Source organism: Streptococcus parasanguinis (genome assembly GCF_032163505.1).
GTDB lineage: Bacteria > Bacillota > Bacilli > Lactobacillales > Streptococcaceae > Streptococcus > Streptococcus parasanguinis_V.
The window spans coordinates 1-14790 of the sequence record NZ_CP134147.1 but is presented as its reverse complement, the minus strand read 5'-3'; the positions used below and the strand labels follow the sequence as shown (position 1 = coordinate 14790).

The 14790-nt window shown below is 36.4% G+C and carries 14 protein-coding genes; 1 reads left to right on the top strand and 13 read right to left on the bottom strand.

The annotated features are described in order from the left end of the window. Positions 1-77: 77 nt before the first annotated feature. The 10 genes from ftsH to ychF form a co-directional block, all read right to left on the bottom strand. The gene (ftsH, locus tag RIN70_RS00070; RefSeq protein WP_049473251.1) at positions 78-2051 is read right to left on the bottom strand and encodes an ATP-dependent zinc metalloprotease FtsH; all 1974 of its coding nucleotides are present in this window, start codon (positions 2049-2051) and stop codon (positions 78-80) included. A 10-nt stretch (positions 2052-2061) separates the two neighbouring features. Beyond that, positions 2062-2604, bottom strand: coding sequence for a hypoxanthine phosphoribosyltransferase (hpt, locus tag RIN70_RS00065; RefSeq protein WP_003018402.1), 543 nt, complete (start codon positions 2602-2604; stop codon positions 2062-2064). A 4-nt stretch (positions 2605-2608) separates the two neighbouring features. Further along, positions 2609-3883 (bottom strand): tRNA lysidine(34) synthetase TilS, encoded by a 1275-nt coding sequence (gene tilS, locus RIN70_RS00060; RefSeq protein ID WP_272144719.1) that lies wholly within the window; start codon positions 3881-3883, stop codon positions 2609-2611. Further along, entirely contained in the window at positions 3883-5148 is a 1266-nt protein-coding gene (locus RIN70_RS00055) for a serine hydrolase (RefSeq protein ID WP_390897816.1), read from the bottom strand. The genes tilS and RIN70_RS00055 overlap by 1 nt, the downstream gene beginning before the upstream one ends. After that, positions 5141-5269 carry an SP_0009 family protein gene (locus RIN70_RS00050; RefSeq protein ID WP_003009253.1) on the bottom strand — a complete coding sequence of 43 codons (129 nt, stop codon included), beginning with the start codon at positions 5267-5269 and terminating at the stop codon, positions 5141-5143. Before RIN70_RS00050 ends, RIN70_RS00055 begins: the two co-directional genes overlap by 8 nt. A 3-nt stretch (positions 5270-5272) precedes the next feature. Further along, positions 5273-5641, bottom strand: coding sequence for an FtsB family cell division protein (locus tag RIN70_RS00045; protein WP_003009251.1), 369 nt, complete (start codon positions 5639-5641; stop codon positions 5273-5275). Beyond that, the gene (locus tag RIN70_RS00040) at positions 5634-5900 is read right to left on the bottom strand and encodes an RNA-binding S4 domain-containing protein (protein WP_003002258.1); all 267 of its coding nucleotides are present in this window, start codon (positions 5898-5900) and stop codon (positions 5634-5636) included. The genes RIN70_RS00045 and RIN70_RS00040 overlap by 8 nt, the downstream gene beginning before the upstream one ends. Positions 5901-5968: 68 nt before the next feature. Beyond that, positions 5969-9463 carry a transcription-repair coupling factor gene (gene mfd, locus RIN70_RS00035; RefSeq protein WP_024056450.1) on the bottom strand — a complete coding sequence of 1165 codons (3495 nt, stop codon included), beginning with the start codon at positions 9461-9463 and terminating at the stop codon, positions 5969-5971. 4 nt (positions 9464-9467) lie between these two features. Then, complete coding sequence (gene pth, locus RIN70_RS00030) at positions 9468-10037, bottom strand: aminoacyl-tRNA hydrolase (protein ID WP_003009246.1); 570 nt, start codon at positions 10035-10037, stop codon at positions 9468-9470. Positions 10038-10105: 68 nt separating this feature from the next. Continuing rightward, positions 10106-11221 (bottom strand): redox-regulated ATPase YchF, encoded by a 1116-nt coding sequence (gene ychF / locus RIN70_RS00025; protein ID WP_003010773.1) that lies wholly within the window; start codon positions 11219-11221, stop codon positions 10106-10108. A gap of 177 nt (positions 11222-11398) precedes the next feature. Here ychF and RIN70_RS00020 point away from each other — a divergent pair, with 177 nt between their 5' ends. Next, the gene (locus RIN70_RS00020) at positions 11399-11896 is read left to right on the top strand and encodes a DUF1307 domain-containing protein (protein ID WP_031574824.1); all 498 of its coding nucleotides are present in this window, start codon (positions 11399-11401) and stop codon (positions 11894-11896) included. A gap of 35 nt (positions 11897-11931) precedes the next feature. On the opposite strand, the gene RIN70_RS00015 is transcribed toward RIN70_RS00020, so the two are convergent. The 3 genes from RIN70_RS00015 to dnaA form a co-directional block, all read right to left on the bottom strand. Beyond that, a complete protein-coding gene (locus tag RIN70_RS00015) occupies positions 11932-12123 on the bottom strand; it encodes a DUF951 domain-containing protein (RefSeq protein WP_003002008.1) in 192 nt (63 codons plus the stop codon). A 12-nt stretch (positions 12124-12135) separates the two neighbouring features. Further along, positions 12136-13272 (bottom strand): DNA polymerase III subunit beta, encoded by a 1137-nt coding sequence (gene dnaN, locus RIN70_RS00010; protein WP_021154169.1) that lies wholly within the window; start codon positions 13270-13272, stop codon positions 12136-12138. 159 nt (positions 13273-13431) lie between these two features. Continuing rightward, positions 13432-14790: a chromosomal replication initiator protein DnaA gene (gene dnaA, locus RIN70_RS00005; protein ID WP_003009237.1), complete on the bottom strand. Its 1359-nt coding sequence runs from the start codon at positions 14788-14790 to the stop codon at positions 13432-13434.

Genomic DNA, 14790 nt, shown 5'->3' with positions numbered 1-14790 from the left:
TTCTATTATACAGAATATTTTTACTCTGTCAACACTTTTTTAATAAAAAAAGAAGGAAATATTTTCCTTCTTTTGAATTAGTTATTTTCTTCTAATTTTGACTTAATCTCATCATATGATAGAGGTTTTGCTTCTTCTTCTAATTCATGCTCTGAATTTTCAGGCATTTTTCCTGTTTCATATAATGATTTAATTTGAACACTATCCAAGGTTTCATATTTTAATAGAGCTTCCGCAATTAGTTTATGCGTTTCTCTATTTCCTTGAATAATTTCTGCCGCTTTATTACGGGCTTCATTCAACAGACTACGAACTTCTTCATCAATTTCGTAAGCTGTTCGTTCTGAAATCATTTTTTGTGGGCTTTGAGCACCAAACATTGCATGATTTCCTTCATATTGGACCGGTCCAAGTTTTTCACTCATACCATATTCTGTCACCATTGCACGCGCCATTTGGGTAGCTTGTTCAAAGTCATTTGAAGCACCCGTTGTTTGCGAATTGAAAATAATTTCTTCGGCAACACGTCCTCCCATGAGCCCAGCTAATTGTTCTTTCATATCTTCTTTAGAAAGTAACATTTGATCTTCTTTAGGAAGGGCAATCATGTAACCGCCTGCACGACCACGTGGAACAATCGTAACTTTATGAACTACACGAGCATTTGATAAGACCAAACCAACGATTGTATGACCAGCTTCGTGATAAGCAACCATTTCACGTTCTTTTTGTGAAATCGTCCGATCTTTCTTAGATGGACCTGCAATAACACGATCTTCTGCTTCATCGATATCAGCAGCATCAATTACTTTTTTATTTCGACGAGCTGCAACCAAGGCTGCTTCGTTCAAAACATTTTCGAGATCAGCACCGACAAATCCTGGTGTTTGTTGAGCAACTAATTTCAAGTCCACATCTTGAGCAAGTGGCTTATTCTTAGCATGAACACGAAGAATTGCCTCACGACCTTTCACATCTGGACGTCCAACCAATACTTTACGGTCAAAACGGCCAGGACGAAGAAGGGCAGGGTCAAGGACATCAGAACGGTTAGTTGCTGCGATAACAATGATTCCTTCGTTGCCTTCAAAACCATCCATCTCAATCAAGAGCTGGTTAAGGGTTTGTTCACGTTCATCATTTCCACCACCAAGACCTACACCACGCTGGCGCCCAACAGCATCAATTTCATCGATAAAGATAATGGCTGGTGCTGCTTTTTTAGCATCTTCAAAAAGTGAACGAACCCGGCTAGCACCGACTCCGACAAACATTTCAACGAAGTCAGAACCAGAGATACTGAAGAATGGCACTCCAGCTTCACCAGCTACTGCTTTTGCTAAAAGGGTTTTACCAGTTCCGGGAGGGCCTTCAAGAAGCACACCTGCTGGGATTCTTGCACCCAATTTAGTAAAGCGTTTTGGATCTTTTAAAAATTCAACAACTTCAACAAGTTCTTGTTTTTCTTCTTCAGCTCCTGCTACATCTGAAAAACGAACTTTAATATCTTCTTTATTAGCAGCGCGGGCTTTATTACGACCAAAGTTCATGGCACCTCTGGCACCTCCGCCACCGCCTTGGTTCATCATTGAGAAGAAGAAGAACATGACAATAACAAATGGAACAATTGAAGTGAGAATTGTTATCCACATGCCACTTGAGCTCTCACGCTTAATGGTGATTTCTGCTTTGTGGTCAGCTGCTAATTTTTGTAATTCATTGACAGTGATATCAGATGGAAGGATGACACTAGTAAAGCGAGATACTTTTTGAACACTTGGGGTAAAAAATTGAATTCCTGTATCTTCTTTTGATTCTTTTGCTTTATTATAGGTACCTGCAATTTCAATCACACTACCATTTGGTTGGTAACTGATCGTTTTTACATTATCATTTTTAATTTCTTTGACCAATTCTGTGTAGTTGATTTGCTGACTTTGACCAACCCCATTACCCGCAAAAAAGTACTGGAATCCTGTCACAGCCGCTACAATAATCAACAAATACAGAAATGGATTTCGGACAAAACCGTTATTTTTTCTGTTATTCATCTAGTCTCCTCTATTTTGAGTACACTTCCTCTTTTAATACACCAACATAGGGTAGGTTACGATAATTTTCATCATAGTCTAAACCATATCCTACAACAAACTCATTTGGAATCGTAAAGCAGGTGTAATCTGCTTCAATCTCAACCAAACGTCCTTCAGGTTTATCCAGTAAGGTAGCAATCTTCACAGATGCTGCATTTCGTTCTTCAAAGAGTTCTTTTAGACTCTTGAGGGTTTTACCTGTATCGATAATATCTTCTACAAATAAAATATCTCTACCAGTAATATCTTGGTCGATATCCTTGATAATATTAATAATACCTGAGCTTGCCGTACCACCATGATAACTTGAAACCAGCATAAAATCCAATTCAATATGTGTATCCACGTGGTTGATCAACTCTGCCATAAATGGAACAGAGCCTTTCAAAATTCCAACAAAAATTGGATTTTTCCCTTGGTACTCTTTTGTTAGGGTTTCACCCAATTTCTTTGCTGCTTCTACAATTTCATCATGTGAAACCAATACTTTTTTTATATCTTTTTCTAACATGTTTTTACCTATCTATTTTTTGAATATAAAGACTATCTTTCATTATACCACTTTTTGAGGGCTTACTCAAATCACTCGTTACCAATCCCACTACAGAAAGAATATTATGATTCTGTTCTATAATGAGAGCTTTTTGCCGAAGCGAAATTGGAATTTTATGGTTGATAAACCACCGTCTTAATTTTTGATGGTGGCCATTAACAAGCAGGTGATCTCCTTCCTTTCTCCCTCTAATTAAGATGGGAGTTTCGCGTGAAACAGAAAGAATTTCTACATTTTCCCCTACTAATGGTTGTCCAAAAGATAGTTTATAATTTGCAATATCAAAGATATTCCCAAATTCTAACAAAAAAGGAAGGGGTTGGTCATCCGACTTTTGACTGATTTTTCGTATTTCAAAGAAATCATATTCTTGATGTAGTTCATAATTCGACTTTAAATAATGAATGCAATTTCTTTTTTTTCGCAGTAAATCTAATAATTCTTGAAACTGGGCCCTACCAAGTTGCAAATCTGGAAATTGTGCCAAATACTCTTCTAATAAGAATGATTGTACAGAATGAGAATACTTTCTAAAAGAAGCTAAATCTTGAATGCTTAACTTGCTAGTCAATTCTTTTAGTGCTTGGTGCCAACGATTCACTTCCTCTGCTAAATAGCGAAGACTTGCTTGCATTTGGGGATTTTCTTTTTCAAATTCTGGAAGGTATTGATGGCGTACACGATTTCGAAAATAGTCCTGTGAGTCATTGCTACTGTCTTCAAAGTGAGGGATTTTCATCAACTCATCTTTGGTAAAAGTTAACAAAGGACGGATTAACTCACCCTTACCAAATGGTTGGCGTACAGGAATACCACTTAAATGGCGTAATTTTGTTCCTCGTATCAAGCGCATGAAAGTTGTTTCGGCTTGATCGTTTGCATGATGACCTGTTACTAAAGCGGTGCAATCCTCTTTCTCCATAATCTGTTTAAAAAAATCATAACGAAAGGTACGAGCTTTTGCTTCTGTAAAATCACCCGAATAGTGAGCCACATGGATACGTGTCTCTCGCCTATCAGCTAGCGTTCGAAGTTCACTTTCTTCTAAATCCGATTCTGGTCTTTGTCCATGATTGACATGAGCGAGTACCAGATGGATTTTCAATCGTTCTTTATTCTTATATAAAAGTTCATACAGATTCATTGAATCCAATCCACCAGATAAGGCAACTAAAACACGGCGATGGGGAGTAAATAGATATTGTTTTTCACAAAACTCTAAAAATCGCTTTTCCATTATTTCAATACCTCATAGATATCTTTTGAAATGTTGGAAATCGTATCATAATTCGAATGATCTGTAAAAATGGCTATTACATAGGGTGAATTTGTGTATACAATCGCAACATCATGTCTGAAATCATAGGCATCTCCAATTTTATGAGCAACTTTTACTGGAAGGTCACGCGCAATCCGTTGATCATCATATTTTGTAGAGGAGAGCGCATCAATAATAGAGCCATTTTGTTGATAGACAGCCTCCATGACATTGCCAGCCATTTCAGCGGATGCTTCTCTTTTTTCAACATCCCAATGTTTCTTTGCAATCCTATCCAAAGTTTTTTGGAAGTCTTGATCTGATTGATGAGTGACATAATAATTCAAGATATTATGTCCAACATTATCTGATTCTTTTGCAATCTTATCTACCAACTCTTGAACACTGTATTCTTTTCCATCGGGTGTTTTTGAAAGACTACCACTTCCTTCTGGTTCATAGCCTCCTTTGAAATCATTTACTTCTGGAATATATTTGTAGGTTGTAGTTGGGGAAATGGCTTTTTTATTGAGCTGTTCTTGGACGTAGTACAAGTATGGTAATTTCGTTACACTGGCAGAATACATTTCTTTTTGCGGATTGATTCCAGCAGTATTTCCAGTCTCTAATTGTTTTACATAGATTCCATACGAAGGAGAATTGTATTTACTATTTAACAAGTCCTGAACTTTTTCCATTCGATTATCTTTTTCAGTAACGAATGCTTTGTTCACCCAGCCCTGACCTTCAATCTCCACAAACTCATCTCGTAAAGTCTTAGCTGTACGTAAGACTGTCACTTTTGTATAAGGAGAAAGAGGTGTACTTTTTTCTTTTGCACCATTTATTAAGGGTCGGTCGTACACTTTAAAACCAGGTTTTAGCCACATTTCTTGTTTTTTTTCTTGTGTTTCTTGCACAACATCAGAAAAAATGACAGAAGAATCTGCTAATACATATCCTTTATCTGCTATTTTAAATACAGCTTTCCCTTCATCATTTACAAAGAGTTGTTCGATTGTAAACGGTGTGTTGGGAAGAATTTCTCCTTTTGCTTTTTTCAACTGAGGATCAGAAAAAACAGAAATTTTGCGATAGACATTAGGATTCGCTGGAATTGAAGAAAAATAAAGTTCTGATGGATGAGCCATTGTCTGAGAAAACTCAGACTGCTCGATACTCGCTGCTTGAGACCCAATAAATAAAATTGGAACTAACAATAGGAGCAGAAATCGTTTAGACACCTGTATTCCTTTCCTTTTCATCCTTTTGAAGTTTGATCATTTGGTTTTTCTTTTTTAATTCCTCTAATTTTTCATCTGAAAATTCAAGAAATTGTTTAACTGTTTGTAAGATATTTTCCATCGGTTATTGGGGGAGTAAATCTGGGATGGTATAAACATATTCACCATCTTTTGAAAAAGAATACTTTGCGCGTGCATATTTTGTTGCATAATCATCGTCTTTTAATTTTTTAGCGATGTCTTGTTGGTATTCTTTTTGTTCACTTGTTTCTTTATACTCTTTTTCCAACTGTTTGTATTGTTCTTTTTTATCTTGTAGCGATTGATAGCTCTGGGCTAAATTATAAGTTGGAAGAATAAACAGTAACATGACCAATATCAAAACGAGCCCTAGAAAACGATTGCGTTTTTTTCTTTCTTCTTCTAAAAAACGTTTTCGCTGACTTTCGTCTTTGATATATTTATTGTTCATTTGAACGATATTTTTAGGCATCTTCTTCTATCCTTGTTTCACTAATTATTTCGTACATTTTGGATGCATCTTCTTTTTTTGTACTATCCAACATTTCCAAGACTTTAACCGTCAATACTTTATTTCCAAAACGAACTTCAATTTGATCATTCACTTTCAAATCCGTTGAACTTTTGGCTAATACTCCATTGACTTTGATCCGCCCTTTATCTGCAACTTCCTTTGCAACAGGACGACGCTTAATAATGCGAGAAACTTTTAAATATTTATCTAATCTCATACTGTCACCTCTAACATAGTATTGTATCATTTTTTATCCATAAAATGCGAAAAATGAGCTAAGAACTTCTAGTCCTCTTCTTTTTCCTGTTTAATTTCCAATAAGGTTTGACCAAATTGCTTCAGAGCTTCCAAAATTTCAAAATCTTTCTTATTTCGAATATCGAAGATCACTTCAATCAATCCCTTTTCTTCTGCAATCTGTGCCTTTAACTGTGTCATTGACAGAGCTTTGAAATAATCCTGTGTTAAAAACAGTTGTTTGGCAATAGGTTCAAATTTCACTGTCACTTTTTGTTGTTTTCTCTCAACAAGACGGACAAAGACTTGATCCAAGTAAGCTTTCACTAAACCAATTTCAAGTAGGTAGGCCACAACATCTGGGTATTCTCCAAAACGATCGATCAATTCATCTTGCAAATATTCATAGTCCGTCGCAGAATTCATTTCACGAATTTGTTTGTAAATTTCAATTTTTTGACGTTGATCTGAAATATATTCATTAGGTAAATATGCATCTATTTGAAGGTTCAACTCTGCATTGCTCTTTTGCCTACGATGCTCTTGGCCTTGTTTCTTAGCAATAGCTTCTTCTAACAATTGAGAATACATTTCAAAACCAACTGAATCGATGAAACCAGATTGAGAAGCTCCAAGGATATTCCCTGCTCCACGGATCGATAAATCTCGCATAGCAATTTTAAATCCAGACCCCAACTCAGTAAAACCTTTAATAGCTTCTAAGCGTTTTTCAGACACTTCTGTAAGAGATTTGTCTGGACGATACATCAAATAGGCATAAGCAATTCGATTGCTTCGTCCCACACGACCTCTTAATTGATAAAGCGTTGAAAGTCCCATATGATCCGCATTTTCAATAAAGAGTGTATTAGCATTTGGAATATCCACACCTGTCTCAATAATGGTTGTCGTCACTAAGACATCGTATTCGCCATTAATGAAATCCAACAGGGTATTTTCCAGGCGAACTTCACTCATCTGGCCATGAACAAAGCCAATCGAAGCCTCTGGAATCAACTCTTTTAATTCAGACACCTTTTGTTCAATTGTATCTACCTTATTGTAAAGATAATAGGCCTGTCCTCCACGATCCATCTCCCGCAACACAGCATCTCGAATAATAGTTGGATTGGTCTCTAGTACAAAAGTTTGCACAGGATATCGATTGGTAGGAGGTGTTTCAATGACAGACAAATCTCTAATTCCTAGCATAGACATATGAAGAGTTCGAGGTATAGGGGTAGCTGTCAAGGTAAGCACATCCACCTTTTTTTTCAATTCTTTCAAGGTTTCTTTGTGCTTCACTCCAAAACGTTGTTCTTCATCTATCACGATTAAGCCTAAGTCTGAAAAAACAACATCTTTGGACAAGAGCCGGTGAGTTCCAATAATAATATCCACTCGTCCTTTTTTCAACTTTTCAAGCGTTTCTTTCTGCTCTGCCTTACTCTGGAAACGACTTAAAACAGCAACTTCTACTGCAAAAGATTCAAAACGCTCCTTAAAATTGGCATAATGTTGTTGGGCAAGAACAGTGGTAGGAACCAGCACTGCTACTTGTTTATGATCATTTACTGCCTTAAAAGCTGCTCGCATAGCGACCTCTGTTTTCCCAAAACCGACGTCTCCAACCAGCAATCGGTCCATCGGACGATTCGATTCCATATCTTTTTTAATTTCTTCAATGGAACGTAATTGGTCATCTGTTTCAATATATGGAAAATCTTGTTCAAAAGCCTCTTGGTTTTCATCATCTTGGGAATAGGCAAAGCCTTCTAATTGACTACGCTCCGCATAAAGTTTTATCAAATCATCCGCAATGTCCTCCACCTGGGTCTGAACCTTTTGCTTCGTTCTTTGGAAACGCCCATCATTTAACTTGTTAATTTTTGGCGTTTTTCCATCACTTGCAACGTATTTGGACAACATCTGAATCTGATCGACAGGAATCGAGATGCGATCTCCATTTTGATATTGAATTGAAACATAATCACGATGGACACCCGAAATTTCAATCGTTTCAATTCCCAAATATTGACCAATACCATGAACTTGGTGAACAACATAGTCCCCTTTTTCCAGTTCATTATAATTTTTTAGGCGTTCTGCATTGGAAATATTTTGCCTGCGAATCTTTCGTTTGATCTTTTTCTGATAAATCTCTGATTCTGTAATGTAGACAATTTTTTCATCAACAAATTGAAAACCGTGAGCTAGTCCTCCAACAACTAATTGACTAGCTTGAGGAATGATCGTATCCCCATCAATATAATCTAATCGAATCCCATACTCTTCTAAATTTTTATGGAGCTGTTGAAGATTGTGATGAGAAGTTGCTTGGATAATAACTGTATAGTTTGATTTTCGATACCGTTCAATTTCCTCTTTTAGTAAATCAAATTGTCCAAAAAACTCCTGCATGGGATATTGATTGAATTGATACAAATGATCAAACTTCAGATTTCCTAATCCTTTTTGAAAGTTTGAAAAATAAGTTGCAGGCGTATATTTTCGTAATGTTGTACTGGTGTCTGCAAAATACACTTGGCGAGAAGAAGCTCTATTTTTATGTAAATCTTCCGTCAAGAGATTAGCTGTATCTAGTTCAAATCTCGCTATTTGATCTGCTATTTTTTGATAATCATCCAGAAAAACAGGAGTGTGTTTAGGGAGATAATCGAATAGGGTATATTGCTTCTCGTAAAAGAAACTAATAAATTTTCTAAGATCCGGATGAAGTTTCCTTTGAGAAATATCTCCTAAAATTTCTGCTAGATAAGATTTAAATTCTTCATTCGCGCTCTGTTCTTGCAATTGTTCGATTTGCTGCTGACCACGGATGAAATCTTCCTCTTGCAACAATAGATCACTCACTGCCTTCAGTTGAACTTCTTCAACATTTTCAACAGAACGCTGACTTTCTGGGTCAAAGATTCGGATTCCATCAATCTCATCTCCGAAAAATTCAATCCGATAGGGTTGGAGTTGGTCGATCTCAAAGATATCTAAAATATCTCCTCGTAGACTAAACTCTCCCTGTTGCAAAACTTGGCTCACCTTTTGGTAGCCAATCTTCTGTAATGTTTCACTCAGAGTAGTTAAGTCTATTTCTTGATCGACCTTCAATTGAAAAATGCTAGATGCAAAAACTTTAGGAGAAGGTAATAGTAGTTTTATACCACTCACATTGGTCACAAGGATGCCTTGACGATCCTCTTGACATAAAAAGTTCAAAGCCTCTAATCGTGAAAATTGCCTTTCTTGTGAAGCAAAAACAAATTCTGCTAAAGGGTTATCATCTCCCAAAAATGTATGGACTTTCTCTTCTCCAAGTAAAGCAATAAAATCACTAGCCAATCGTTCTGCTTCGTTATAACTGGAAGTAATGAGGACTGCTTTTTCAATAGAATCAAAGGCTGAAGCCATTACAATAGCCTTTGTGGTCGCAGATAATCCTAAGATCAATTCCCTATTATTTTTTTGCAAACCTTGTTGCCAGGATAGAAGGTTGGAGTTTTGACTCACTAAATCAATTACATTCATCTACTTACCCGTTGTATTTCTGCATGCTTCTTTCAAAATTTTCTTCTACCAAGTAATCGTTAACCGCTTCTTCTACTCGATCGATTGTTTGTAGAATAGTGATGTAATCGTCTTTATCAAATTTTCCTAATACATGATGAACAACTGACATGCCCTGCTTAGGTCTTCCAATTCCAATCTTAATTCGATAAAAAGTCTGAGTTCCAATATGATTAATAATCGATTTGATTCCGTTATGACCTCCAGCTGATCCTTTAGCTCGAAGACGAATCTTACCAACTTCCATATCTAAATCATCGTAAATAACCAAAAGATCTTCAATATCCAGACCATAATAAGTCAGAAGGGCATGGACTGCTTTTCCACTCTCATTCATGAAAGTGGTTGGCTTTACAAAATAGACCTTTTCGCCATTTAAAAATGTTGAGGCAATATCAGCTTGAAAAATTTTATCATGGGAGAAAGTAAGATTTAAAGACTTTGCCATTTGATCAACTAACATAAAGCCTACATTGTGTTTCGTTTCAAAATACTTATCACCTGGATTTCCCAATCCAACAATTAATTTCGTCATCTCTTTCCTTTCAAAACACTAAAAGGGTTGGAAATATTTTTTCCAACCTTTACATTTTTTTAACTTTCTTATACATTAAAACGGAATTCCATGATATCCCCATCTTGGACAACATATTCTTTTCCTTCTTCGCGCAAGCGTCCTGCTTCTTTTACAGCCTTTTCAGAACCGTATTTAACTAAATCATCATAGGACATGGTCACGGCACGAATAAATCCTTTTTCAAAATCAGAGTGGATGATTCCAGCAGCTTGAGGAGCTTTCATACCACGTTTGAAGGTCCAAGCACGCACTTCTTTTTCACCAGCTGTGAAATAAGTGCCAAGTCCCAACAAGTGGTAAGCTGCACGCGTGAGTTTATCAACTCCAGACTCTGTTAGGCCAATTGCCTCTAAAAATTCTTGTTTATCTGCATCATCTAGCTCAGAAATTTCTTCCTCAGCACGCGCAGAAATCACCACGACTTCCGCGTTCTCTGTTGCCGCAAAGTCACGAATTTGCTTCACATACTCGATAGAATCTGGATCTGCAACAACGTCTTCATCCACATTTGCTACATAAAGAACTGGTTTGGTAGTCAAAAGGAAAAGTCCTTTCACCACTTTTTGTTCTTCCTCAGTGAATTCAATGGTCCGAGCTGATTTACCATCTTCAAGAACTGGTTTGATTTTTTGTAGAACATTAAATTCCGCAACAGAATCCTTATCTTTTTGTGTACGAGCGATTTTTTCTACACGCGCGTAGCGTTTATTGACAGACTCTAAGTCGGCTAAAATTAATTCTAAATTGATGGTATCAATATCTGCTAGTGGATCAACAAAGGCATCTTCACGACCTTGCTCCCGCATGACATTTTCATCATCAAAAGCACGCACTACATGGACAATGGCATCTACTTCACGGATGTTAGCCAAGAATTTATTACCAAGTCCTTCCCCTTTAGAAGCTCCTTTCACAATCCCAGCAATATCTGTAAATTCAAAAGTAGTCGGAACTGTCTTCTTAGGAGTAATCATTTCCGTCAATTTTTGGAGGCGTTCATCTGGAACTTCTACCATCCCAACGTTTGGATCAATGGTCGCAAAGGGATAGTTTGCGGCCTCTGCTCCTGCTTTTGTAATTGCGTTAAATAGGGTTGATTTACCAACGTTTGGTAAGCCAACGATACCTGCTGTTAATGCCATTTTTCTTTTTCTCCGTTCAAATTTCAATCTCTTTTATTATAACATAATTCAAAAGACAAGTGATGAAAAATGAAATATTTCATCACCTTTGAAACTAGATTTTTTCATCAAACTGTAACGTTCTAAAAAGATAAAAATGGTATACTATATTTAACAATGAACAAAGGAGTTTTTCAGATGAAAAAACAAACATGGAAATCTATTTTTCTTTCTTTAATCGCTATCTTTACTCTCTTTCTTCTTGGAGCTTGTGGACAACAATCTGTTCAAAAATCCTATCTTCAGGCAATCAACCAAGAAAAGAAAACAGATGTTCGTATTACACTAGAACATAAAGGTGATAAAGCGATCAGTAACCAAACCACCACTACTATTTATTACAAAGAGGCGGGAGTTACGAAAGATCAATTAAAGGAAATGATCGATAAATATGATGAAGAATACAAAGATGTCAAAGGATTTACACATTCTGCTGAATATAAAGATGATTATATGGTTGAAAAAACAACACTAAATTATGAAAAGGCAGACTTAGATCAGCTAATTGAAAAGAAATTAGTAACGACACAAAAAGATAAAAAAGTCGACTATATCAGCTTCAAATCAACTTTTGATATGATGAAACAGGGTGGTTTCAAAGAAGTTAAAAATGGAAAATTTGAAGAATTAAAATAATCGAAAAGGTTCGGTCACATAAGTGACTGAACCTTTTATAGTACTTTCTTCATTTTCTGTTCAAAATCATGGCGACTCATCATGACCACATGATCACAATTGCTACACTTGATTTTTATGTCTGCACCAAGTCGCGTAATTTCCCAACGATTTGCCTTCTTGCCTGTTTCTTTAATCACACAAGCGTGAGGCTTTTTCATTTCTACAAAATCACCTAACGTATACATGATTCACCTTTGTTAATTTGTGCGAACTGGCGTAATCAATTGAATGAACCCTTGTTCATTTCCTTCTGGAACCAATGTAAACGGTCTAACAGAAGAAATAAAACGAATAACAACTTGTTCACTGTCAATAGCTTTGAGCGCTTCAATCAAATAAGTTGGATTAAAGCTAATAGACAAATCCTCTCCTGAAACGGCGCTCGTATCGATCTCTTCATTTACTCGCCCAACTTCTGGTGAATGAACGTGGGAAGAAACCACTCCATTTTTGAACTCTAATTTAACCGTTCCGTTTTGAGTCGCATTTGAAAGAAGACGAGCACGCTCCATTGCAAATCGAAGGTTGGCCACATTGAAGGTTGCCTCTGTATTGAATTCTGTTGGAATGAGACGGTCTGTATCAGGATAATTTCCTTCTAGCAAACGGGTATAAAAACTAATGTGTTCACTTCTAAAGAGAATTTGATTGTTAGCAAAGAAAACCTCAACTGTTTCAATATCATCAGAAAAAACAGAGGTGAATTCACGAAGAGAGCGACTTGGGATGACAACATCAAAGTTGTCTCCATTTTTCTCCAGTGTAATCACTTTTTGACTCATACGGTGAGAGTCTGTTGCTACTGTTTTTAGCTCTTTATTATCCGATAAAACAAAGTGAACACCTGTCAAAATTGGACGACTTTCTTGTACACTTGCTGCAAATGCTGTTTCATTAATTAATTGTTTTAATAATTTTGTTTCCAAAACTAATGGATTACTTGCAGCAATTTCTTGAATACGTGGATATTGATCTGCATCTTTTCCTTTAAGTGTAATTTCTGATTTTCCACTTGTTAAAAGAACCTGTTTTTGTTCAATCTCTTTAAAATCTAAAGTAACATCTGGTAAACTTGAAACCACATTAATAAAGAAAGTTGCTTCCAATAAAATAGAGCCTGGAGAGGTCACCAATAAACCAGCATTTTCATCTTTGATAGAAATAAAGTTTTCAATTGAAATTTGGCCATTCGATCCAGATAAGGCAACTCCTTCTGGAGTGACATCAATTTTAATCGTGGAAAGGATTGGGATAGCATTTTTTGAACTGATCGCTCTTTTGGTAGTATTTAATGCTTGTAAAAATAAAGTTTTGTTAATAGAAAAATTTATCATGGTCATTCCTTTTATTTATTTTATGATTAGTAAGTTAATAGTAATAGTAGATTGTGTGGAAGTTGTGGAAAACTCTCAGAATCCTGTCTATGACTTGAAAAGTTACTTGTTTAAAAATTGTGCATAACCCCTAGAAGTTTAGAGGAAGTTATCCACAGATTAATTTAACTTTTTCTTGATACTTTGAATTTCGAGTCGTAGATTATCATCTGTGTCGACCATACTTTTAATTTTTTCATAGGCATGAATGACAGTCGTATGGTCTTTCCCACCGAATTCTTTTCCGATTCGAGGAAGTGAGTTGTCCGTCATCTCTCTTGAAAGATACATGGCCACTTGTCGTGCTAGGACAATATTCTGAACTCTTCGAGAACCTTTGATTTCTTTTACACTGACTCCATAAAAGGCTCCAACTGCTTCCTGAATTTTTTCAATGGGGATGACAAGCGTCTTGCTATTATCGTTTTTACGAGCTCGAATAGCTTCAGCTGCAACATCGATCGTAATTTCTTTTAGTTTCTTAACCTTCGCCATTAAAGAAATATCATTTAAGGCACCTTCTAAGTCTCGGACATTTGAATCAAACTGACCAGCTAGATATTCTAGTGTGTCATTAGGAAAAATATAGTCTAGATCTTCAATTTTATTCCGTAAGATAGCAATCCGAGTTTCAAAATCAGGTGGTGTTATATTTTGCGTTAGTCCCCATTTGAAACGAGTAACCAGCCGCTCTTCAAGACTATCTAAATGATCCGGACTTCGATCGCTTGTTAGAACAATCTGTTTGTTGTCGCTATGGAGGGCATTAAAGGTATTAAAAAATTCCTCTTGAGTCGTGACTTTCTTCCCACCAAGTGACTGGATATCATCGATCAGTAAGAGATCAAGACTTCGATAGGTATTCTTGAACGTCTTCATTTCTCCTAATCGAAGGTGTTCTAAAAATTCATTAATAAAGGTTTCTGCTGGGACATACTTAACCCGTGCATTTGGAATATTTTCTAGGATTTGATTTCCAATTGCGTTCAATAGGTGAGTCTTTCCAAGCCCTGGTCCACCATAGATAAAGAGAGGGTTGTAAGTTGTTGCAAGATTTTCAGAAACTGCAAGCGCTGCTGCTTTCGCCCAAATATTTCCATCCCCTTGCACAAAATTATCAAAGGTGTACTTTGATTTCAGACCTGTATCAATTTTAGGCAACGGTTCGGTTGTTAAGCTACCTGAAGATAATCTCCTATTCTCACTGCTATGACTACTAGGAATTTCTTCGGTATCTTCAAAAACGAAATGGAACTTCAAATCTGTATTGTAGACTTCAAAGCTGGCTGTGATCAAAGCATTTTTTAGATTTGTTTCCCAAAATAATTCTTTATAATTCCCATCAAGATAAATGGTAGCCGTCTCTCCATCGATTTTGACTAATTTTGAATCGGCGACAAAAAAATCATAGGCACTATCTTTTAGTTGTAATTGGGCTAATTCTAAAAAACGAGACCAAAATTGCTCTTCTTGTGACAC